Origin of the sequence: Microvirga sp. TS319, assembly GCF_041276405.1 — a bacterium.
Lineage (GTDB): Bacteria > Pseudomonadota > Alphaproteobacteria > Rhizobiales > Beijerinckiaceae > Microvirga.
Map to the genome: position 1 here is coordinate 309,873 of NZ_JBGGGT010000001.1, position 20,809 is coordinate 330,681.

The following is a 20,809-nucleotide window of genomic DNA, read 5'->3' on the forward strand; positions in this document are numbered from 1 at the left end:
ATGCTGCACATCGAGCTTCTCATCGACGCCCGCGCGGAACTCGGGGAGGGCCCCCTGTGGGACGTGGCCGAACAGCGACTCTATTGGATCGACAGCTTGGGCGCGAAGGTCCATTCCTGCGATGCCCAGGGCGGCTTGCCACGTTCCTGGGAGGTTCCGGAGCACATCGGTTCCCTTGCCCTGTGCGAGAGCGGCGGTGCCATCGTGGCGCTGCGCGACGGCTTCTACCGCCTGGATTTCGAGACCGGCGCCTGCCGCAAGCTCGCCGACCCCGATCCGGGCAAGCCTCGGATCCGCATGAACGACGGCAAGGTCGACCGCCAAGGCCGCTTCGTTGCGGGCTACATGGATTACGACGAGAGCGATCCGGTCTGTTCTGTCTTCCGGCTTGATCCGGATGGCTCTGTCGCAAGGATCGACGAGGGCATCGTGTGCTCGAACGGGCCATGCTGGAGCCCCGACGGACGCACGTTCTACTTCGCGGACACCTACACGAGGGGCATCTGGGCCTACGACTACGACCCGGCTACCGGAGCCGCGACGAGGCGGCGGATCTTCTGCTCATTTCCGGCCTGCGGGCTGAGAGGGCTTCCGGACGGCGCCACCGTGGATGCCGAGGGCTTCGTGTGGAGCGTTTCCGTCTATGAGGGCAAACTCGCCCGCTTTGCGCCCGATGGCAGGCTCGATCGCGTGGTCGGCCTCCCGGTCGAAAGCGCCACCAGCCTGACCTTCGGAGGGCCGGATCTCGACGTCGCCTACGTCACATCGATGGCCCGCTCCGTGAAGGGCGTTGCCCCGAAGGAACGCGAGGCAGGCGGATTGTTTGCCGTGCACGGGCTCGGGGTTCAGGGCCTGCCCGAACCGCGGTTCAGGGGCTGATCAGCGGAGAGGCCCCGGCGCCGGCGGGACAAGACGAGGGAGGAGAAGGGACACATGCGTATCGAGGTGCTGATCGACGTCAAGACGATCCTCGGCGAGGGACCCCTCTGGGACGTCGATGAAGAACGACTCTATTTCATCGACAGTTTCGGCTGCAGCGTGTTCCGCTGTACGGCAGACGGAGGTGAGGTGCGGGCCTGGGATGTGCCCGCCAAGATCGGGTCGATGGCCTTGCGGAAGCAGGGTGGTGCGGTCGTTTCACTGGCGAACGGCTTCCATTTCCTCGATTTCAAAACGGGCGAAACACAGCTGATCATCGACCCGGAGCCGGGCAAGCCCGGCAACCGCATCAACGATGGCAAGGTGGACAAGCGCGGGCGTTTCGTCGCGGGTTCCATGGACACCATGGAGGAAGGGCCGAATGGCGCCCTCTACCGTCTCGATCCGGATCTCTCTTTGCACATGCTCGACGACGGCATTGTCGTGTCCAACGGACCATGCTGGAGCCCGGATGGGCGGATCTTCTATTTCGCCGATACGTGGTCGGGCGAGATCTGGGCCTACGATTATGACCACGAGACCGGCGCCGTATCCAATCGGCGAACCTTCACCACCGTCGACACCTCACGTGGCGGCGCAGCCGATGGATCCACGGTCGACGAGGAGGGGTTCCTCTGGAATGCCCAGGTCTATGACGGCAAGGTCGTACGCTACACCCCGGATGGGACGATCGACCGGGTGATCGACATGCCGGTCAAGAAGGTGACCAGTGTGATGTTCGGCGGACCGAACCTCGACATTCTCTTCGTCACCTCCATGGCCAAGCCGCCGTTGCCGCGCTTCCCCGGGGACGGTGTTCAACGCGGCAGCCTTTTTGCAATTTATGACCTCGGCATCCGGGGCGTGCCAGAGCCGCGCTTCGCTGGATGACGCCATGGCGGGCACTGTCAGGTTAACCTGTGGGTGACGGGATGCTGGCATAGGCGAGGGCATGAAACCGACCCGCCATGCTCGAGATGCCCGTCACCGCTTCCCGGCTGAGGTGATCAGCCATGCCATTTGGCTTTACTTCCGGTTTCCGCTCAGCCTGCGCATGGGCGAGGAAATGCTGGCCGCCAGAGGCATCAAGGTCAGCCATGAGACGGTCCGGCAATGGGCATTGAAGTTCGGCCAGAGCTTTGCCACCCAAATTCGCCGGCGTCTTCCGGCAACTGCAGACAAATGGCACCTTGATGAGGTCGCGATCGGCATCGCGGGCAAGAAGCAATGGCTCTGGCGCGCAGTGGATCAGAACGGAGTTGTGCTCGATGTCCTGGTCCAGAGCCGTCGCGATGCGAAAGCGGCAAAGCGTTTGCTGCGCAAACCGCTGAAGCGGCAGTGCCGGTCACCGCGTGTGATGATCACGGACAAGCTACCCAGCTGTGGAGCAGCCAAGCGCGAAATCATGCCGGCTGTCGAACACCGTCAGCACAAGAGGCTCAACAATCGGGCGGAGAATTCTCACCAGTCGACCCGGCGACGCGAACGCATCATGAAGCGCTTCAAATCAGCCAGGCAGGCGCAGCGTTTCCTCTCGGTTCATGACCAGGTGGCAAACCTTTTCCTCCGTCCCGCAAACACCAATGCCGCTGATCATCGCCAGTCCCGCGCTCGGGCGTTCCAGGCCTGGACCGAGATAACCGGTGCCGCGACGGTTGCCTGGTCCAGCCTCGAACCAGGATCGGCGTATCCGTCGTCAATAACTTGACGGTGCCCGCGATAGCTGATCGGAAATTGTAGATACCAGCGGACCGCCTAGAGGATGATCTCCGCCTGAACTGCCGACCCTTGAACAGGTTCTTGTTATTTCGCTTCACACCAGCCCCTCGCAATACCCTCGTGTCGTAGCTTAGGCAGAGCAAGCTTCAACGCTGCAACAGAACCGGGTTATGTCAGTCCGGTTCAGTTCGAAAAGCCGGCCCGATAGCTGCGAGAGCCATTTCCGGCTATTTCGAGTCAGAGGGATTCCGCCCTGAGCTCTGATGTGGCTTGCTGGCTTCCAGACATGGAGGCCCGGCATGGCACGTGCTTACAGTCAGGATCTACGGGATCGGGTGATCAAGACGGCCCTGGGTGGCGTCTCGGTGCGGCAGGCCGCCGCCCGCTATGGCGTTGGCGCCTCAACGGCCATTCTGTGGGTGCGCCGCGCTCGATCCGGCGAGGTGGCGGCCCGCCGGCAGGGACAGCCCAGAGGCTCCAAGCTCGATGCGCATGCGGCCTTTCTGGTGGAGCTGATTGACGCCTCCTCGCATATCAGTCTTCACGAGATGCAGGCCCGCTTAAGGGAGGAGCGCGGCGTCTCGGCTGGCATCGGCACGCTCTGGCGCTTCTTCCACGCGCGGGCGATCACCGTCAAAAAAAACCGCGCACGCCTGCGAGCGCGACCGGCCTGACGTCAGAGCCGCGCGGGAGGCTTGGTTTGACGGGCAACTGGATCTCGATCCGGACCGGCTGGTGTTCATCGACGAGACCAGCGCCTCGACCAAGATGGCGCGCCTGTATGGCCGTTGCGCACGGGGGCAGCGTTTGCGGGTCGGCCTTCCGCACGGACACTGGAAGACCACCACCTTTGTGGCCGGCCTGCGCCTGAGCGGGTTCTCCGCCCCGATGGTGCTGGACGGGCCGATGACCGGCCCGTAGTTTGCAGCTTACGTCGAGCAGATCCTGGTGCCGACCCTCCGACCGGGCGACGTGGTGATTTTGGACAACCTGCCGCCCCACAGAAGTGCGGCCGTGCGAGAGCTTGTTGAGGCGACCGGCGCCAGGCTGATGCGCCTGCCGCCGTATTCGCCCGACTTCAACCCGATTGAGAATGCCTTTGCCAAGCTCAAGGCCCTGCTACGCAAGGCAGCCGCCCGGACGAAAGAAACACTCTGGCAGACCATCGGCGAGTTGCTGGACGAGTTCTCGCCCGAGGAATGTGCCAACTACTTCAGGGCCGCTGGATATGAACCGGAGTAAGCGGAAATGGCTCTAAGAGGCTGGTGAGCAATTTTATTGCTCAATCTAAGTACTTGATTCAACATAGGTTTGGAGCTGGCTGCTGCTGCGGATGCGGGCTGTGTGACGGTCTGGGAGCCCCGCCATGGATGCCTGTCTCTACGCCAGCGACCTCACCGATGCCGAATGGGCGTTGCTCGAGCCCCTCGTTCCCCGCAGCCATCCGGCCGGACGACCGCAGACCTATCCGTTACGGCGCATCGTCGATGCGATCTTTTACCTGCTACGCACTGGCGCACAATGGCGGCTGCTGCCGCACGAGTATCCGCCGCGTGGTGCCGTCTTCTACCACTATGCGCAGTGGCGCGAGGATGGCACCTGGGAGCACGTGACCCAGGTTCTGCGGGAGAGGTATCGCCGCGCGATCGGGCGGGCTGCTCAGCCGACAGCAGCGATCATCGACAGCCAATCAGTTAAAACCACTGAGATGGGCGGCCCACGGGGGTACGATGGCGGCAAAAAGGTCAAGGGCCGCAAGCGTCATTTGCTGGTCGACACGCAAGGCACGCTGCTGAAGACCAAAGTCCATCCGGCCGACATCCATGACCGCGCCGGAGCTGAGATGCTGTTGGCAGGTCTGCAGCAACTCTTTCCAGCCATCGAGCGGATGTGGGCTGACACGGCTTATCGCGGATTGAAGGACTGGCTGCGCCGAGCACTCGGCTGGAAGCTGTCGATCCCGCAACACTGGTGGAGCGGCGGCGTCTGGACACGGATTGATGCAGAGCCGCCGACGCGGCCGAGTGGCTTTCAGGTGCTCGCACGAAGGTGGGTGGTTGAGCGAACACTGGCGTGGCTTACCACCAGTCGACGGCTCGCCAAGGACTACGAACGCCTGATCGAGACCGGCGAAATGCTGCTCTATCTCGCCATGAGCCGCATCCTGCTGCGCCGGCTCACGCGAAAGGAAAGATAATTGCTCACCAGCCTCTAAGTCGCTCTCCACTAATCCGAAGCAAATCCAGCATTCACCTTAGCCGTAAGAGTGGTTGCTTATAGTAGCTGGATTGGGCTTGGATTTGATGGCTCAATGCACGCACTGTCAAGGCTTGGTGCATTGGCAAACTACCGGCTTTCAAATTCCGACACGCGCAGCTCATACAAAAGGAAGGCCTCGATCAGAATCGAAGCCCTGGCGACGAGACGAGCGTGAAAGCCTGCCCTCTCGATCGCGGCGCTCATCAAGGTCAGGTCAGAATCCGACGACAGGAGGATATAGAAGGAGCCACCTGGCGCAATTCTTGCACGTGCCTGCTCAAAAACCGGCAGGATATCCCGATACCCGGGGCCGGCGTGCCAAGCCCGGTCGGCTATGTCACGAGGCTCGTCTGGGAACGAGGGCGGACTGAACAGAATGATATCGAACCGCCGGTACTCCGGAACCGCCGCGAACAAATCAGAGCATACGGCTTCCACACGGTCCCCGAGGCCGTTCGCCGGTGCGTTCTCGGTCACGGATTGTACGGCCTTCGGATTGACGTCGATAGCCAAGACGCTAACTGCGCCAGCTCGGGCAGCCGCGAGTGCCAGAACTCCGGATCCCGTACCTACATCCGCAATGTGCTTGCCGGAGAGATCAAGCCGACCGATAAAGGTTGCAAAGAACTTACTCGATAGAAACCAGCGCGGGTGGAACACGGTCGGATAGACAATAAGGCGAAAGCCAGCTGCGCGCACGGTCCTCGTCCTGCGCCACTCGAACACGAAACGGTAGGCAAGGAGATGAATGGCGCGGCGGAGAAACCGCCGTGCGAAACCTTGCTCGGCACCCGGGCGGTTGGACTCACTCACGAGCGAAAGAGTGTCGATCAGCTTATCCACTGCTGTCCATCAATTGCCGTTGCGCCATAGCAGAAAACAGCCGAAAGTCCAGGAAGTTCATCTTCTCTCGGGTGATGTCACGGTAATTATTAACCCGAGGCCTGTGGCTTAAGAGTGGCGGCATGACCAAGCCCGTCAGCCACAAGCGCCACCGGTTCCCACCGCGGATCATCGCTCCTGCCGTCTGGTTATATTCAGATTTCCACTGAGCTTGCGATGGTTCCGATGCTGCTGGTGAATGGGTTGGAGCGTTTAAGGCGGGGTCGGTGTTCAAGCTGCGGGCTTGGATCCAGACCCGGGGCGTGCCATGGCATTCCACCCGGCTTTGAGAGGAGATGCCCCAGCTTCGACCGCAACCGTTGCCCCGAGCGGCCTTTCTCCGTGGCAATAACCGTGTTGCACAGATCTGCTGGGAACCGCACTCAGCCCACTCGATGGCTTTCGTTAAGCAGTGCGGACGGACTTCGGGCGTCCAAGCTCGAGCATGCGGTTCAAGACCGTGACGGCGATGGCGACTTCTGTCCTACGACGCCGGGCCATCCGCGAGCGTAGGGCGGGTTCTGTCGCAAATCCGGAACAGAGACGAGAAAGGATCGCGCGTTTGTGGCGAGTTCATGCGGCGAGCCGCTCGAACTGCTCTGCAAGCGATAGATTTGAATTGCAGGTGTACTTCGCCTGTCCTTTCCGCATCATGTGAACCATTTCAATCCCGCCCAAGATCACACGAGCGCTGTTGATGGACTTGAACCCGAGCGTCGTCCGGATCCGTCGCTTGATCGCCCGATGATCCTGCTCGATCCGATTGTTTAAGTAGGCACTTTGCCGGATGCGAATGGGCTTCACATCACGCCGCGCTCTAACCTGGAGCCGATCGGCAGTATCGCAGGAGAGGATCGCTTCTCGGTTCGTCTGGCTGCCGTCGATCACGATCCGCTCCGGACGGCCATGTCGCTTCAGCGCCTTGCGCAGGAACCGCTTGGCAGCAGCCAGATTACGCCGCTCGCTGAACCAGAACTCGACCGTATCGCCGTTGCTGTCGATGGCCCGGTAGAGATATTTCCACTGCCCGCGGACTTTGATGTAAGTTTCGTCGATATGCCATTTCCGGCCAACGGGTCGCTTGCGGCGATTGAATTGCTCGAGCAGGAGCGGAGCATAGTGGACAGTCCAGCGATGAATGGTTGTGTGGTCAACGGAGATGCCGCGCTCGTTCATCATCTCCTCAAGATTCCGCAGGCTGAGATTGTAGGCCAGATACCAGCGGACGCACAGCAGGATCACCGAACAATCGAAATGGCGGCCTTTGAACATTATGTACCTCCGGAACGTGCCGAAGGCGTAGACCGAACTGCGTTACTGAAGGGTTTGCAACAGATCCACCGAAAGCCCTGCATCATCCGTTCCCGCTTTCGCAACGGGAGATGGGAGTTCTCAGCCCTGTTGTTGAGGCCCTTGTGGGACCGGTGCTCCACCCTTGGCAGGACCTGCCGCCTGGCGGCGGCATACGAGGGCAGCTTGTCAGTAATGATGCGCCTGGGTGCGATGCCTTGTTTCTTCATCAGCCGGGTCAGCAAACGCTTGGCCGCCTTTGTGTCGCGTCGACTCTGGAGGATTTCATCGAGCACATATCCATCCTGATCAACCGCCCTTCAGAGCCAATGTTTCTTGCCAGAGATCGTGACCACGACCTCATCCAAGTGCCAGATGTCGCGGCGGCTTGGCGTCTTGCACCTGAGACGGCGAGCGTACGCCGGCCCAAACTTCAGCGCCCATCGGCGGATGGTCTTATACGAAACGGCGATGCCGCGCTCAAGCAGCAACTCCTCGACCAAGCGCAGGCTCAGAGGAAATCTGAAGTACAACCAGACCGCATGGGCGATGATCTGGGACGGAAACCGGTGGCGCTTGTAGCTGATGGAGTTGATCATGCCGCGGCTCTTAAGCCAAATGCCGCTGACCAAAAGTTATCGTGACATCACCGACAGGATCAGGCCGTTCGGGATGAGCTTGGCCAGCTGTCGATTTGCACTTTAGAATCGGACTGGCAGCCGCTGAGAGATCACTGACTTAGCTGAGGCTGGAGTGCAGAAGACGACATTTCATTCGAGACCGCTTGCATTTCCTATGAGACTGGACGCTTCCTCAGTCTCACAGGAAGGACACCATTAGCGTTCAAATCGCCCAGTCCCATCATGAAGTGCAAATCGAGAGCTGTGTCTGCATCCGTGCATAGCACTGGGCAGATCTCATCCGGATTGCCGTATTGGCCGCGCGAGCGAGCCTTCCTTGAGGCTGACCAAGTTGTTGTGCTCTCACCTCTGTCCGGACTTTATCCGGGATCATGCTTCTCCGCCGGTAGAGGGCACGCCTTGTGGCCAGTTCACAGTCACGGCTGCTTTGGCGGCTCATGCGTTTTCGGTTCGATGATGATGCTCGGAGGGGTGGGCTTAGAGCCGGTCTCGATCAGATGCTGCAGGTCACCCTGTGACACGGCGTCCGCCGTTTGCGACGGCGTGGCCCGCTGGAGCCCATAGGTGTTCGTCTGCGGCTGAGCCTCGGGGGCAGCAGCTTTCTCACTCCTGACGTCCGATAGGGTCTCCGGCGCAACAAGGCCAAGTCTTGCGGCGTGCTCGACCATCGCCACGCTGTTGGCTGCGAGCACCAAGCTGCTTCCTGCGCCCGCCACGACCTTGGCGAGCTCTTCGATCTGCCTGATCATCTTTGGGTCTCGGGAAACATTCCGAATGTAGACCACCAGCACCCGCCCGGGATGCTCCTCGACAATCTGGCGGTAGATCTCGGGATCGTGCTGCCCACTATCGCCGATGAGAATGAAAGGCAGCTCACTGTAGAGCGCCAGCATGTTGTGGATCAGCTCGCGCTTGTGATTTTCGGCCTTTCGCGGCAGCGGGCTTGTCCAGGAGATGCCCCATTCCCGCAGAAACAGGACCGGGCCGACCGGAATCCCGTGCAGGCTAAAGAATTCCTCCAACACCTCGTAAATGCCCCAGGGCGCTCGCGAGACATAGAGCATGGGATTTTGCTGATCGCCGGAGGTGCCGACGTGCAGGGCCCGGTACAAGGCGGCGACACCGGGAAACGCGACCCGGCTTGGCGCGTCCTCAACGAACAGGCGCCAGAGCATCGCGAGCTTGTTGGCCACGCCGGTTTGCATGATGGTGTCATCAATGTCGCTGATGACCACATACCGGCAGCTGGCCGGTGGAATGAAGATCTTCGCTTGCGCCTGGGCGGATTGCGGCTGAGCCAAAGCCAGATCCATGAGGTGCCACGAACGGTCGGATGGTGGCGGCAGGGGAGGGGACAGGTGCACCCGGAAGTAGCCATCACGGTCCGTGGTGAAGGAGCCTTCGGCACCAGAGAAGCGGGCCGTCACCGCGGCATCCGAGACTGCGCGGCGGGCGATGCGCTGACCGATGTCGCGTAAGTTGGCGAGGAGGTCGCCTCGTCCGGGTCCGGGGGCTGATCGCGATTGCCGGAACACCCGGCCGATCAAAAAGACCTCGTGGCGAGATCCATAGCCTCGGTAGGGCTGGATAACCACGCCACCCTCGCCCTGCGCCTCGTGCACGGGCCGGGCCACAACGCCCAGGATGCGGGTGAGGGCTGCCAGCCACCTCTTGGCCGTTCCGCTGAGGCTCATGACGTTCGCTCGCACCTTTGTCCTGCCAGGCAAGGCTTAGGAAGGGCAGGCGCCATCGTCGAGACTTTGGACTGATGAAGGGCACGGTCCAGAACGCTGATGAGATTGTAGATGGTGTCTCGAATGCTGGTGCTGTTGGCCATCGGGCATCCTCCTCCGCGGTCAAGGACGCTTGAGGAATACCGAGCCGGGCAGGAGGGTTCCCGTACCGATCCGGCTGCGCATCCTATTGCAGCTTCCGGCATCGTTCCGCTGCGTAGTTGCACGTGAAATCCATGCAACGAAGCTCGTCAGGATGGATCCCTTCTCGACCGTCGCTGTCTTAGGTCTATCCTGCTGCCATAACCCACAAGCACCGATCTTGCCCGATCCTATACGGCCAAGGCTATCGAGCCCGTCAGACGGCAGTGTTCCACGCCAGCTGCTAGAGCCTTTTCCATGAACTTCGGTTCACGGAAAAGGCATTTGTTGTTTGAGAAAGACGCCTTTTCTTCGCAAAACCGGCATCCACTTTTGCGGAAAAGGCTCTAGGTGTAAGCTCTCAATCAACCCGGATCCAAGATCCGATCGGGTTAGCGCTAAGGGCTCCAAAGCCCCTGTACTGCCGGGCTGCCGCAAGACGGTGGAGCGCTTTGCTCGCGAGGCCCACGCCCATGACAGCTCCTCTTTTCATGTTCGCCACCGGGATCGAAAACAGCTATCCCACAATCGGTGATCGCCGGCTGCGCGTCGACGAGATGGACAAGTGCGGCCATTACCAGCACTGGCGAACCGATTTCGACCTGCTTGAAGACCTGAACATCCACACCCTGCGCTACGGCCCACCGATCCATAAGATTTGGCTTGGGCAGGGACATTACGATTTGGAGTTTTGCGATCTCACCTTCGGCGAGCTGCGCCAGCGCAATATCATCCCGATCGTCGACCTCTGCCATTTCGGTGTGCCCGACTGGATCGGCGACTTTCAGAACCCGGATTTTCCCGATCTTTTTGCCGAGTACGCCCGCGCGTTCGCCGAGCGCTTTCCCTGGATCCAGCTCTACACCCCAGTAAACGAGATGTTCATCTGCGCCACGTTCTCGGCGGCCTTTGGCTGGTGGAACGAGCAGCTCAAAGGGGACCAGGCGTTCGTGACCGCCCTCAAGCACATCGTCAAAGCCAACGTCCTCGCCATGGCGGCAATCCTTGAGGTGCGGGCTGACGCGATTTTCATCCAGAGCGAGTCCTCGGAGTACTTCCATGCTGAAAGCCCGGCCGCCATCAAGCCAGCCGAGTTCTACAATGCACGCCGCTTCCTGTCGCTCGATCTCAACTATGGCCGGCAGGTCGAGTCCGACATGTTCATGTACCTGATGGACAATGGCATGAGCCGGGAGGAATACACCTTCTTCATGGGCCAGAACCTGAAGCGGCACTGCATCATGGGCAACGACTACTACATCACCAACGAGCACATGGTCGGCTCCGACGGGCAGGCGTGGGCCTCAGGGGAGGTCTTCGGCTATGCCGAGATCACGCGCCAGTACCACGACCGTTACAGTCTGCCCGTGATGCACACCGAGACGAACCTGATGGAAGGGGCGGCCGGAGACGAAGCGGTCAGGTGGTTGTGGAAGGAGTGGGTGAACGTGTTTCGGGTGCGCAACAACGGTGTGCCGATCGTCGGGTTCACCTGGTACTCGCTGACCGATCAGGTGGATTGGGACACGGCTCTGCGGGAGAACAACGGCACCGTCAACCCGCTCGGCCTTTACGATCTTGATCGGAATATCCGTGCCGTCGGGCGTGCGTATAAGAAGCTGGTCGAGGACTGGTGCGAGATCCTTCCGGCCCAGAGCGTGTGCCTGCGCGCTCCTGTGGTGCGGCCGCAGGATTATCATGAGCCGATGGCTCAGCGCCAGAGAGAGGCCGCCCGCAAAATCTGCGGGACAACGCCGACCGAGCCGTCGGTGGGGACCTGAGCCTGAAGGCTCAGGGCGCACGGGCTTGCGGCTCCGGTCTGATCATGGGTCAAGCTGATGCCCCGACGTCGTTTGACATCAAAAAGCCTGCTGCGCGTCTTATCCTCTCAGCATGAGCAAAGCTCCGAAACATCCGAGCCAGCGTGACGATCTCAAGCGGTGGGATGATGAGGGTGGTGCGCCTCGCTCAGCTCATCCTTCCGGCCGACCGCCATCCACGCCCGAGCAACGGCCAGAGTCCGCTCTGTATTACCTCAATATTCGAACCGAGGGTGGCCTCGTCGAAGATCCCGAAGGGGACAAGTATCCTGACCTCCAGGCGGCGAGAGAGGCCGCTGTCGCCCAAGCTCGCGACTTGATCACGGAAGGCGACCAGAAAGGCGAGGACCGGCGAAACTGGTGCGTCGAGGTCATGGACCGCGCCAATCGACAGGTGCTGACAGTGGCGTTCTCGGACGTTCTCGCCTCCAAGGCACCCAATGAGCCGGGACAACGTTAGCGCTGTAGGACGACTGTAGCCTAAGAAAGCGAGCCACTCATGAGCATAAGCCATACCAGCCTCGCCCAGAGGGTCGTGAACTCGGTCTGGAAAGCTGTGAAGATGCTGGAAGATCGCCCCGCACCGCCCCCGAAGGTGAAGCTCAACGGGCGGCGCGGCTACGGCGATCGCGACATTCCATCTTCGGATCGAAACCCTGACGGCGAGTGACTCAACATCCAGGCTCACGCCGCCCAAGCCAAAATTTATGCCGCATGGGATGGGCCATCGTCTCGCTGTTACACTGAGGCAGCGTTGACTGACTTCGAAGACGGCTTTGAACTCACGTCCGGGTCGGCTCGGGTGTAAATGGCGAGCGCTCTATCAGGAGGACTTGGGCTGTCACTCCAACAGAGTGCAAACCATCCAGAACGCTCCGCAACGGCTCGGATGCTTGCGCCCAGCGAGCCTCCTCCACTGTGCGAAACTCCAGCATGGTGATCGTGTTCGGACTTGCCCCATCAGCAGTGCGATAGGCCATGAACGACACTGCCCCTGGGATGTGCAGAAGCTGGGTGATCCAGCCTTTGACCCGCTGGTTGTAATCATTCCAGCGATGCGCGTCGGTCGGACGATCATACTGAAGCATGACATACGCCATAGGCCACCTCCGGGGAGCGTATCTGGAAGGTTCCATCTATCTCCTGCTTCAGGGCTCCCTCAGTATCCAGACTTGATCGCGAGCACGTAGATCGCGACAACCGCAGCCATCAGGAGCAATGCGATCAAAGTTTGAGAGAGCACTACATGAAACCCAGGATCACGGCCCCGCAGAACAGGACTGCCAGAGCCGCCGCAAAGAGCGCTTCATGGCCATAGGAAAGATAGGATCGCATTCTTTGAGCCATGGCATCCTCCCAATTTGTTGAAGTATACTCTCTCCTCACCGGCAGGGATATGTTTGTTCTTGGCGATAGCGAGGCTGAGAACAGACATCCGTTTGCCCTAAGCAGTAAGCCTAAATAGGACGTCGGCTCGGATGACTTGCCATCCCGGTTCCGTTGCAAATCCTACTGTAGGTCAAACGACGGCCGAACGTGATCTCAGTTTAGGCAGCAGTGCTGAAGAGAGCAGCAACCAAATCACGCTGAGCCTTCATGCTGTTTGCTGGTGCGATCGCGACTTGTCTCTTGCGGATTATCGCCATAGCCTCATAGCCAGCGATTGTCTGGGAGGCCGTCTGGAGGTTTTTGAAGCCTAGATGTTCAGTCCCGGCATTTGATGGACCGGATCAAGTTTGAAGCGTTTGGGCTCCTTGAGCCAGGTTTTGCAGATGAACTCGTAGGGTGTGAGCCCTTTCAGGGTCTTGAGCCGTCGGGCGAAGTTGTAGGCGCTCACAAAGTCAGCCAGATGCTGCCGGAGCTGGTCATGGCTGTCGTAGTAGTAGCGTTTGACCGTCGCATCCTTGAGGGTGCGGTTCATCCGCTCGACCTGACCGTTATCGGGCATGATGTTTGCGGTGCCTTATGCGTCCATCTGCTTTCTTCGGAAAGCGGTGCTATGGTGAGCCCATCTGGGACGCGGGGCACCGGGAGCACGAAGGTGCGGGCAGGCCGCCAATAGACGTTGGGCTGAGAGCCCGAGCTCGTTACATGGCCGCCCCCTTGCGACTTGCCCGGATGCGCTGCGAGCGCGGATCAGTAGGTGTCGTGTTGCCCGCCAGCTCCCGTTTTGGACGAGCACAGCTCGGAGGGAGCCGGCATGCGCATCATCGGACTGGATATCCATCGCGCCTTCGCCGAGGCGGTCGCCTGGCAGGAGGGCAAGCTCAAGCGGATCGGGCGCATCGACATGCGCCGCGACCAGCTGACCGCCTTCGCAGCCTCGCTGTTGAGCACTGACGTGGTCGTGGTGGAGGCGACCGGCAACGCAGCAGCCGTGGCGGCGGTGATCAGCCCGCATGTGAAGCGGGTCGTCGTTGCCAATCCCATGCAGGTAAGGGTGATCGCCCATGCCAAGATCAAGACCGACACCATTGATGCCGGCGTCCTGGCCCAGCTCTATGCCAGTGGGTTCCTGCCGGAGGTCTGGTTTGCTGACGAGGCGACCCAGGCATTGCGGCGGCAGGTCACACGGCGCAATCAGGTCGTGCGCCAGCGCTCCCGGCTCAAGAATATCATCCAATCGATCCTGCATGCTCATCTGATCCCCGCGTGTCCCGCGGCTGATCTGTGTGGCCCTAAAGGACGGGCCTGGCTATCGGAACGGGTCCTGCCGGACGATGAGCGCTTTGCCATTGAGCGCCATCTGCGGGAATTCGACCGGTTGGCGGACGATCTACGGGTCATCGAGCGCGACCTCGCGCGCTCCGCTCTGGCTAACGAGAGCGTCGCGCGCCTGATGACCATCCCGGGCGTCGACATGGTGGTGGCGCTCGCGCTGACGGCAGCCATCGGCGATATCCAGCGCTTCGAGGCACCCGAGAAGCTGGTCAGCTATCTCGGGCTGAACCCGAGTGTGCGCCAGTCCGGTCCTGGGCCAGCCCATCACGGCCGGATCACCAAGCAGGGACGCGGGCATGCCCGCGGCATGCTGGTCGAGGCCGCCTGGGCCGCGGCGCGAGCCCCTGGTCCCCTGCGGGCGTTCTTCCTCCGGGTGAGCAGCCGGCGCGGCCAGCATGTGGCGGCGGTGGCAACAGCCCGCAAGCTGGCTGTCCTCATCTGGCATTTGCTGCACAAGGGTGAGAGCTACCTGTGGGCCCGCCCGGCGCTGCATGCCAAGAAGATGCGTGAGCTCGAACTCAAGGCCGGATACCCGGTCACCCGTGGCCAGAAAGGAGCGGCCCACGCCTACAATCTCAAGAGCCATCGTGATCAGGAACGCCGCTGGGTCGAGCAGGCCGAGGCGGCCTACACGCGGTTTGTGGCCGGCTGGAATCCTCGTGGTCCGAGATCCGGAAAGGTGCGCACGGGCGCTCTAAAGGAGGAGCGACGATAAAGGCTGCGCGGCAGGGTTTGCACCTCAAGCCCTGCTCTTTGCCACAGAGTCACCCGTGCGCGAGAGGAGAATACACCAGTTGAGGCAAAAAAGCTCTTGTCGATCACATCAGTGGTCCAGGGATGCCTCGGCTTGGTCAGGCGATGGTCCACATCGTTTTGGGCACAGGCATACTCAAAGGCATGGGCCCGGAAGAGCTCGCCGCGTTTCATCGCTTTCTTGATCAGCGGGACAGCAGAAGCTGTGTTGCTGGGAGTGGTGAAGTGAATGCCATGGTCGGTCAGGACCGTGTGCACCTTGTACGGCACCGCCTTGATCAGCGAGCGCAGGAAGTCGCCGGCGATCGCGGTCGTCACCTTCTCGTTCAGTTCCACGAAGGCAAACTTGCTGGTGCGATCAATCGCAACGAGCAGATAAAGCCGTCCCTCCTCAGTGCGCACTTCAGCGATGTCGATATGGAAGTAGCCGATGGGGTAGGCCTTGAACGTCTTCCTGGCGGGCTTGTCGCCGGTCACCTCGGGCAAGCGGCTGATGCCATGCCGCTGCAGGCAACGATGGAGCGATGACCGCGTCAGGTGCGGGATTGTGGCTTGCAGGGCATAGAGACAGTCATCCAGCGGCAGGAGCGTGTGCCGGCGGAAGGCGATCTGCGGTGGTGTCCCGCTTCCTCCATTTGGCGACCGTCTTGGGGTTGATGCCATGGCGTTCGGCCAGGGCTCTCAGGCTCGCTTGACTATTTTGTATTGCTCGACGGATCGCCTCTGTCGTTGTGGCGCTCCCATGGAGAACTTGGCCCATAGCGCGTCCCTCCATCCTGAGGATAATATCGCACCATCAAACCCCGGGATCAAACATCTAGTCCTGGCCTAACCAACCGCTTGATGCGCCGGTGATCCTGCTCGACGATATTGTTCAGGAATTTCACCTGTCGGAGTTTGGCAAACCGCCAGAGCTCTTCCTCTCGTTTCATAGCTTTTGCGGCAATGGGATAGGCGGCATTCTTGTCAACCGTGATGGTCCGCGGATTGACCGTATGCGCCTGGCCCAATGCCTTTCGGAAGAAGCGCCGGGCCGCAGCCGCATCCCGCCTGGGCGAAAGCAGAAGGTCGATCGTCTGCCCGGCCGCATCGACGGCGCGGTAGAGATACTCCCACTCGCCCTTCACGCGACTATATGTTTCGTCCACGCGCCAGGATCCATTTGTCGTCCGCAGATACGGACGGATGCGCTTGTCGAGCTCAGGCGCATATGCCTGAATCCGGCGAAAGAGGGTCGTGTAGTCTACCTTGATGCCACGGTCGGCGAGCATGCATTCGAGATCACGACAGCAGATCGGGAACCGCAGATACCAGCGCACCGCCCACAGGATGATCTCGGCCGTGAATTGCCGCCCCTTGAACGGGTTCTTGTTATCTTGCTTCACCCTCTCCCCTTCCAGCACCCCCTTGTCGTAGCTCAGGTGGGGGAGCGCTCAAAGCTGCAACAGATCCGCCCGTGGCCGCCCCGCACACCATGACCGGGCACTGACAAGCGTGGGCCGGGGCCTATCTGTCAGGATAGGCTCAAATCCGTCTCGTCAGGATGCCACGTGTCACTGGCTGTTTTCAGGGACCGTCTCTGGGATCTCGCCATCGCCTTCGGCGGCGTGTCCGTCGTCGCCCGGGTGATGGCCCGGCAGGCCTGGAAGCGCTTTGAGGTCTCGCTGAGGACCGACATCGCCCACGACACAGATGACGTACCCGACCTGCACGAATGGGATTTCAGGTACTAGGACAGGATCGGGCTTCCGACAGCGGAATTCTCGATCCTTTGCTCCGGCGTGTGGCTCATGTCCAGGCTGATCGACCTGTGATCGGTCTCGCATAACTGGCTTGGGCATCCCTGAGACTGGGGTGGCTGCTCTGATCGGGACCCTCTTTCGCTACGACCATGCCCCCGGTCAGATCGTGATCCGTGAACCCACCTCGACCGCACGGTCCTCTGGGATGCAGAATTGGTCCGTGATGTCGCTCGCGGAGCGGGCCAGCGGGATGAAGATGTAGTCCTGCCAGAGCGGCAGTCCCGAGGTGGGCGAGGCTTGCAAGGCCCGCCGCGACAGGAAGAACGACGCGTTGTCGAGATCGAACCCGGCCACCCGGAGCGCCTTCGGGAGATTGGGGCTCTCCATGAAGCCGAACCGCACCGTCACCCGCGAGAACCGGTCCGAGAGCTTTTCCACGGTGACGCGGCCCTCGTCCGGACGACGTGGGATCTCCTCGGTCACCACGGTCAGGATGATATTGTGCTCATGCAATACCTTGTTGTGCTTCATGTTGTGCAGCAGGGCGGCGGGCACGTCCTGGGCGTTCCCGGTCGGGAAGATCGCCGTGCCAGGCACCCGCGGCACCGAGCCGCTCTCGGCCATGCGCATGAATTCGGACAAGGGCGGGCGGCCGCGGTGCGAGATCTCGGCCAGCAGGCGCGTGCCCTTGCGCCAGGTTCGCATCAGGATGAACAGCCCCGTCCCGACCAGCAGCGGGAACCAGCCGCCGTGCGGAATCTTGAGCGCGTTCGCGCCGAGAAACACGAGCTCGATGGCCAGGAAGGGCGCGATCACCAGTGCGGCCACGGCCGGGGACCAGCGCCAGAACTTCCAGGCCACGATGAACAGCAGGCTTGAGGTGATCACCATGTCCCCAGTCACGGCAAGGCCATAAGCCGCCGCCAGGGCGCTCGACGTCTCGAACAGGACGACGATCAGGATGACCGCCACGAGCAGGAGCCAGTTGATGGTGGGAACGTAGATCTGGCCCTTCTCGGTCTCGGAAGTGCGCATCACCCGGAAGCGGGGCAGCACGCCGAGGTTCATCGCCTGCTCCGAGATCGAGAACGCGCCCGTGATCACCGCCTGACTGGCGATGATGGTGGCCACCGTGGCGAGGATCACCATCGGCAGCAGCGCCCACGAGGGATAGAGCAGAAAGAACGGATTCTCCAGGTGCTCGGGGTGGGCCAGCAGCATCGCACCCTGGCCGAGATAGTTGAGGGCGAGCGCCGGCAGGACCAAGCCGAGCCACGCGGTGCGGATTGGGGAACGGCCGAAGTGGCCCATGTCGGCATAGAGCGCCTCCGCCCCGGTCACGGACAGGAACACCGCGCCCAGGGCAAGGAGACCGGCGGTGCCGTGGTTGGCCACGAAGCCGAGGCCATGCACCGGGTTGATTGCAGCGAGGATGCCCAGATCGTCCCGGAGGTGCATCAGGCCGCCCAGGGCCATGACGAGGAACCAGAAGGCGGTTATCGGGCCGAACCAGGCGGCCACGCTGGCGGTGCCGAAGCGCTGGACGGCGAACAGAGCGATCAGGATCGCGAGACTGAGCGGCACCACGTAAGGATCGAAGGCCGGCGTGACCAGCTTGAGGCCCTCGACGGCCGAGAGGACGGAGATCGCCGGGGTGATGATAGTGTCGCCGTAGAACAGCGAGGCGCCGACCATGCCGAGGACGATGGTGATCCCGGTGCTGCGCCCGAGGGCGCGCTGCGCCAGGGTCACGAGCGAGAGGGTGCCGCCCTCGCCGTTGTTGTCGGCCCGCAGGACAAAGACCACGTACTTGACGGTCACAATGATGATCAGTGTCCACAGGATGAGGGAGACCACCCCCAGCACCATCTCGCGGGTGAGGGCGCCCGAGCCCGCATGCCCGGTGGCGGCGGCGAGGCTTTCCTTGAGCGCATAGAGCGGGCTGGTGCCGATGTCGCCGTAGACCACCCCGATCGAGCCAAGGGTCAGGGCCCAAAAGGAGGTCGGGGTCGCCTGGCCATGCTCGGCAGCACCGACACCCACCCGTTCGCTGATCCCGGTTGCGGCCATGAACCCTTCCACCTCTTCAGCGGAGAACAGACCCCCCTCGGCTCAACGTGGCTGCACGGCGGAGGGTTTCCCTCCTGGAAGGCGGTGTGTTGCGAATACCGAAAAGCGATCGAACGCGGCTGCGATGGCGGGACAGGTCACTCCGCGTCGGGTGGATCGGCGGGAACCGGCAGCCAATGGGAGGGCTCCAGCACGACGCTGGTATCGATGTAGGCCAGCCATTTCCCCGGAACCAGACGCCCGTATGCCAGCCACCCTGATCGGGGCAATAGAGGAGAAGAGCCTGGTCGTCCTTCTGCGGTGCAGTGGAGATCAGTTGTGGGGTCAAGCTTGCCTCCGCTGGCGCTGAGCCTCCTGTGCGACATGCAGAAGCGCAAGGCAAGGCCCGTATCCGCCTGGCAGGGGATTGTCCCCGGCGGAGCGCTTGGAGGCTGCGCCTCGGGCCGGTCCCGACCTCTGGCACCGGACGATCCTGCTGTGCGTTGGTTGACCATGGTGGATGCTCTCAGGCTCGTTCCCGTGCAGTCCGGCGACCCTTCCGGCGTGGTCGCCTCGGCCGCCTATGCGGGGGCGGCGGATAGCCGACGTGCCGATCGAGGACGTCGGCGAATGGTCGCGCAAGCCCGGGCACGTGGTCTGGATCGGCTTGCACGAGCCCGGCTCGGACGTCCTCCGCCAGCTCCAGGTGGAGTTCGGCCTGCATGAGTTGGCCATCGAGGATGCCCTCAAGGCGCACCAGTGGCCCAAGCTCGAACAATACGGCGAGGCACTCTTCGTGGTCGCCAGGACGGCCCAGGGGCATGTCACATTAACCCAAGGATGGCGAGAGGCCATGTAGACGGGCCGGCATGACCCAGCCTGTCAGCTACAAACGCCATCGCTTCCCACCCGAGATCATCGCCCATGCGGTCTGGTTATACTTCCGGTTCCCGCTGAGCCTGCGACGGGTCGAAGAGATGCTCCTGGAGCGCGGCATCGTCGTCTCCTATGAGACTGTGCGTCGCTGGGCTCTGAAGTTTGGGCCAGGCTATGCTCGGCGCCTCAAACGCAAGAGGCCGAGCCGGCGCGGCATCTGGCATCTCGACGAGGTCGTGATCACCATTGCTGGCCAGAAGCACTGGCTATGGCGTGCCGTCGATCAGGATGGCTACGTGCTGGATGAGATCGTCCAGACGCGGCGCGACACCAAGGCTGCTAAGCGCTTGTTGAAGCGTCTATTGAAGAAGCAGGGCCGTCCGCCGCGGTGGATGATCACCGACAAACTCGGCTCCTACGCCGCCGCCCGCTGTCAGATCATACCGAGAACCGAGCACCGCTCGCACAAAGGCCTGAATAATCGTGCGGAGAATTCGCATCTGCCGCTGCGCCGGCGAGAACACGCGATGCAAGGCTTCCGATCACCGGGAGGGCTACAGAGGTTCACCTTTGTGCTTTCCGCCATCCGCAATCTCTTCGTTCCGCCCTGTTCCCGCCGTTCTGCCCTTGCCACCCACCTGCACCGCCTCAATGCCATGGCGGAATGGAAAGCCGCGGCGGGCCTCATCGCTTGAGCCAGTTAAGCAGTCGAGTTGCGCTCGATGCGTTCGGTGTCAGTTAACGTGACATCCCCGTCTCGGGCGAGATGACGGAGATCGGTTATACCCCGTTCCGCGCCTGGACCTTCACGCGTCGTCCTTGCTTCTCTCCCGTCCCAGAAGCCCGGTTCGTCCTCTTCGCTGAGTCAGGGAAAGCCTACGCAGTCCTGTGATTGCCTCGAGATCCCGGTCAGCCTCCCTTAAGCACCTTATCGGCTTTGGCATCGACCTTCTTCTCGTCAGCCTTTGACAGCTTTCCGGCCTTGACCTGCTGAGCGGCCCGCGCCTTCGCATTGCGCGCGTGAGCAGCGTCCTCGACGGGATACTTGTGCCCAGGGAGCGCGAACTTGCTGTCGGGCAACTTGTCTCGTTCCTTCGTGGTAAGTTTCGCCATTTGAGCCTCCTATGAGGAAGGAAACGGCAGCCTTTGGCAAAGGTTCATGCTCACGATGCAACAACCTCCCATGCCGCACCCCGTGGGCTTCCAAACGCCTCGAGGCGACACCCAGCACCCTACCAATCGGGACCAGCCCCACAATGAAAGCG

16 protein-coding genes and 6 pseudogenes are annotated in these 20,809 nt (G+C 61.6%); 11 read left to right on the forward strand and 11 right to left on the reverse strand.

Features of this window, described 5'->3' with window-relative positions:
* From AB8841_RS01335 to AB8841_RS01355, 5 genes and pseudogenes are all read left to right on the forward strand, one after another.
* A complete protein-coding gene (locus AB8841_RS01335; protein ID WP_370434088.1) occupies window positions 1–879 on the forward strand; it encodes an SMP-30/gluconolactonase/LRE family protein in 879 nt (292 codons plus the stop codon).
* A gap of 54 nt (window positions 880–933) precedes the next feature.
* Window positions 934–1,809 carry an SMP-30/gluconolactonase/LRE family protein gene (locus AB8841_RS01340; protein ID WP_370434089.1) on the forward strand — a complete coding sequence of 292 codons (876 nt, stop codon included), beginning with the start codon at window positions 934–936 and terminating at the stop codon, window positions 1,807–1,809.
* 61 nt (window positions 1,810–1,870) lie between these two features.
* Complete coding sequence (locus AB8841_RS01345) at window positions 1,871–2,626, forward strand: IS6 family transposase (RefSeq protein WP_370434090.1); 756 nt, start codon at window positions 1,871–1,873, stop codon at window positions 2,624–2,626.
* A gap of 310 nt (window positions 2,627–2,936) precedes the next feature.
* Window positions 2,937–3,879, forward strand: a pseudogene (locus AB8841_RS01350) (IS630 family transposase).
* A 124-nt stretch (window positions 3,880–4,003) separates the two neighbouring features.
* The gene (locus AB8841_RS01355) at window positions 4,004–4,834 is read left to right on the forward strand and encodes an IS5 family transposase (RefSeq protein ID WP_370434091.1); all 831 of its coding nucleotides are present in this window, start codon (window positions 4,004–4,006) and stop codon (window positions 4,832–4,834) included.
* A 149-nt stretch (window positions 4,835–4,983) separates the two neighbouring features.
* Here AB8841_RS01355 and AB8841_RS01360 read toward each other — a convergent pair whose 3' ends face one another.
* The 5 genes and pseudogenes from AB8841_RS01360 to AB8841_RS01380 form a co-directional block, all read right to left on the reverse strand.
* Window positions 4,984–5,739, reverse strand: a complete 756-nt coding sequence (locus tag AB8841_RS01360; RefSeq protein ID WP_370434092.1) for a 50S ribosomal protein L11 methyltransferase — start codon at window positions 5,737–5,739, stop codon at window positions 4,984–4,986.
* 444 nt (window positions 5,740–6,183) lie between these two features.
* A pseudogene (locus AB8841_RS01365) lies at window positions 6,184–6,297 on the reverse strand (IS5/IS1182 family transposase); the annotation flags it as partial.
* Between the two features lie 54 nt (window positions 6,298–6,351).
* Window positions 6,352–7,050 (reverse strand): IS6 family transposase, encoded by a 699-nt coding sequence (locus tag AB8841_RS01370; RefSeq protein ID WP_370434093.1) that lies wholly within the window; start codon window positions 7,048–7,050, stop codon window positions 6,352–6,354.
* Window positions 7,051–7,118: 68 nt separating this feature from the next.
* Window positions 7,119–7,667: pseudogene (locus AB8841_RS01375) on the reverse strand (IS6 family transposase); the annotation flags it as partial.
* A 458-nt stretch (window positions 7,668–8,125) separates the two neighbouring features.
* Complete coding sequence (locus AB8841_RS01380; protein ID WP_370434094.1) at window positions 8,126–9,403, reverse strand: App1 family protein; 1,278 nt, start codon at window positions 9,401–9,403, stop codon at window positions 8,126–8,128.
* Between the two features lie 653 nt (window positions 9,404–10,056).
* Here AB8841_RS01380 and AB8841_RS01385 point away from each other — a divergent pair.
* Both AB8841_RS01385 and AB8841_RS01390 read left to right on the forward strand, forming a co-directional pair.
* Entirely contained in the window at window positions 10,057–11,364 is a 1,308-nt protein-coding gene (locus AB8841_RS01385; protein ID WP_370434095.1) for a family 1 glycosylhydrolase, read from the forward strand.
* 538 nt (window positions 11,365–11,902) lie between these two features.
* Window positions 11,903–12,073, forward strand: a complete 171-nt coding sequence (locus AB8841_RS01390; RefSeq protein WP_370434096.1) for a hypothetical protein — start codon at window positions 11,903–11,905, stop codon at window positions 12,071–12,073.
* A gap of 112 nt (window positions 12,074–12,185) precedes the next feature.
* On the opposite strand, the gene AB8841_RS01395 is transcribed toward AB8841_RS01390, so the two are convergent.
* On the reverse strand, window positions 12,186–12,503 hold the full coding sequence (locus AB8841_RS01395) for a hypothetical protein (RefSeq protein ID WP_370434097.1): 318 nt from the start codon (window positions 12,501–12,503) through the stop codon (window positions 12,186–12,188).
* A 596-nt stretch (window positions 12,504–13,099) separates the two neighbouring features.
* Window positions 13,100–13,342, reverse strand: a pseudogene (locus AB8841_RS01400) (integrase core domain-containing protein); the annotation flags it as partial.
* A 276-nt stretch (window positions 13,343–13,618) separates the two neighbouring features.
* Between AB8841_RS01400 and AB8841_RS01405 the strand changes: the two are divergent.
* The gene (locus AB8841_RS01405) at window positions 13,619–14,839 is read left to right on the forward strand and encodes an IS110 family transposase (RefSeq protein ID WP_370435500.1); all 1,221 of its coding nucleotides are present in this window, start codon (window positions 13,619–13,621) and stop codon (window positions 14,837–14,839) included.
* Between the two features lie 95 nt (window positions 14,840–14,934).
* Here AB8841_RS01405 and AB8841_RS01410 read toward each other — a convergent pair.
* Both AB8841_RS01410 and AB8841_RS01415 read right to left on the reverse strand, forming a co-directional pair.
* A pseudogene (locus tag AB8841_RS01410) lies at window positions 14,935–15,637 on the reverse strand (DDE-type integrase/transposase/recombinase); the annotation flags it as partial.
* A gap of 49 nt (window positions 15,638–15,686) precedes the next feature.
* The gene (locus tag AB8841_RS01415) at window positions 15,687–16,262 is read right to left on the reverse strand and encodes an IS6 family transposase (RefSeq protein ID WP_370434098.1); all 576 of its coding nucleotides are present in this window, start codon (window positions 16,260–16,262) and stop codon (window positions 15,687–15,689) included.
* 165 nt (window positions 16,263–16,427) lie between these two features.
* On the opposite strand from AB8841_RS01415, the gene AB8841_RS01420 reads away from it, so the two are divergent.
* Window positions 16,428–16,610, forward strand: coding sequence for a hypothetical protein (locus AB8841_RS01420; RefSeq protein WP_370434099.1), 183 nt, complete (start codon window positions 16,428–16,430; stop codon window positions 16,608–16,610).
* 168 nt (window positions 16,611–16,778) lie between these two features.
* On the opposite strand, the gene AB8841_RS01425 is transcribed toward AB8841_RS01420, so the two are convergent.
* A complete protein-coding gene (locus AB8841_RS01425) occupies window positions 16,779–18,689 on the reverse strand; it encodes a potassium transporter Kup (RefSeq protein ID WP_370434100.1) in 1,911 nt (636 codons plus the stop codon).
* Between the two features lie 492 nt (window positions 18,690–19,181).
* Here AB8841_RS01425 and AB8841_RS01430 point away from each other — a divergent pair.
* Both AB8841_RS01430 and AB8841_RS01435 read left to right on the forward strand, forming a co-directional pair.
* Window positions 19,182–19,485: pseudogene (locus tag AB8841_RS01430) on the forward strand (CorA family divalent cation transporter); the annotation flags it as partial.
* Window positions 19,486–19,537: 52 nt separating this feature from the next.
* A complete protein-coding gene (locus AB8841_RS01435; RefSeq protein WP_370434101.1) occupies window positions 19,538–20,239 on the forward strand; it encodes an IS6 family transposase in 702 nt (233 codons plus the stop codon).
* A gap of 214 nt (window positions 20,240–20,453) precedes the next feature.
* On the opposite strand, the gene AB8841_RS01440 is transcribed toward AB8841_RS01435, so the two are convergent.
* Window positions 20,454–20,657, reverse strand: coding sequence for a hypothetical protein (locus AB8841_RS01440; protein WP_370434102.1), 204 nt, complete (start codon window positions 20,655–20,657; stop codon window positions 20,454–20,456).
* Between the last annotated feature and the right edge of the window lie 152 nt (window positions 20,658–20,809).

What these genes read in the sequence shown, in the direction of transcription:
- AB8841_RS01335 (WP_370434088.1), top strand. Translation starts at nt 1, where the DNA reads ATGCTGCACATCGAGCTTCTCATCGACGCCCGCGCGGAACTCGGGGAG.
- AB8841_RS01340 (WP_370434089.1), top strand. Translation starts at nt 934, where the DNA reads ATGCGTATCGAGGTGCTGATCGACGTCAAGACGATCCTCGGCGAGGGA.
- AB8841_RS01345 (WP_370434090.1), top strand. Translation starts at nt 1,871, where the DNA reads ATGAAACCGACCCGCCATGCTCGAGATGCCCGTCACCGCTTCCCGGCT.
- AB8841_RS01355 (WP_370434091.1), top strand. Translation starts at nt 4,004, where the DNA reads ATGGATGCCTGTCTCTACGCCAGCGACCTCACCGATGCCGAATGGGCG.
- AB8841_RS01370 (WP_370434093.1), bottom strand. Translation starts at nt 7,050, where the DNA reads ATGTTCAAAGGCCGCCATTTCGATTGTTCGGTGATCCTGCTGTGCGTC.
- AB8841_RS01380 (WP_370434094.1), bottom strand. Translation starts at nt 9,403, where the DNA reads ATGAGCCTCAGCGGAACGGCCAAGAGGTGGCTGGCAGCCCTCACCCGC.
- AB8841_RS01385 (WP_370434095.1), top strand. Translation starts at nt 10,057, where the DNA reads ATGACAGCTCCTCTTTTCATGTTCGCCACCGGGATCGAAAACAGCTAT.
- AB8841_RS01390 (WP_370434096.1), top strand. Translation starts at nt 11,903, where the DNA reads ATGAGCATAAGCCATACCAGCCTCGCCCAGAGGGTCGTGAACTCGGTC.
- AB8841_RS01395 (WP_370434097.1), bottom strand. Translation starts at nt 12,503, where the DNA reads ATGGCGTATGTCATGCTTCAGTATGATCGTCCGACCGACGCGCATCGC.
- AB8841_RS01425 (WP_370434100.1), bottom strand. Translation starts at nt 18,689, where the DNA reads ATGGCCGCAACCGGGATCAGCGAACGGGTGGGTGTCGGTGCTGCCGAG.
- AB8841_RS01435 (WP_370434101.1), top strand. Translation starts at nt 19,538, where the DNA reads ATGACCCAGCCTGTCAGCTACAAACGCCATCGCTTCCCACCCGAGATC.
- AB8841_RS01440 (WP_370434102.1), bottom strand. Translation starts at nt 20,657, where the DNA reads ATGGCGAAACTTACCACGAAGGAACGAGACAAGTTGCCCGACAGCAAG.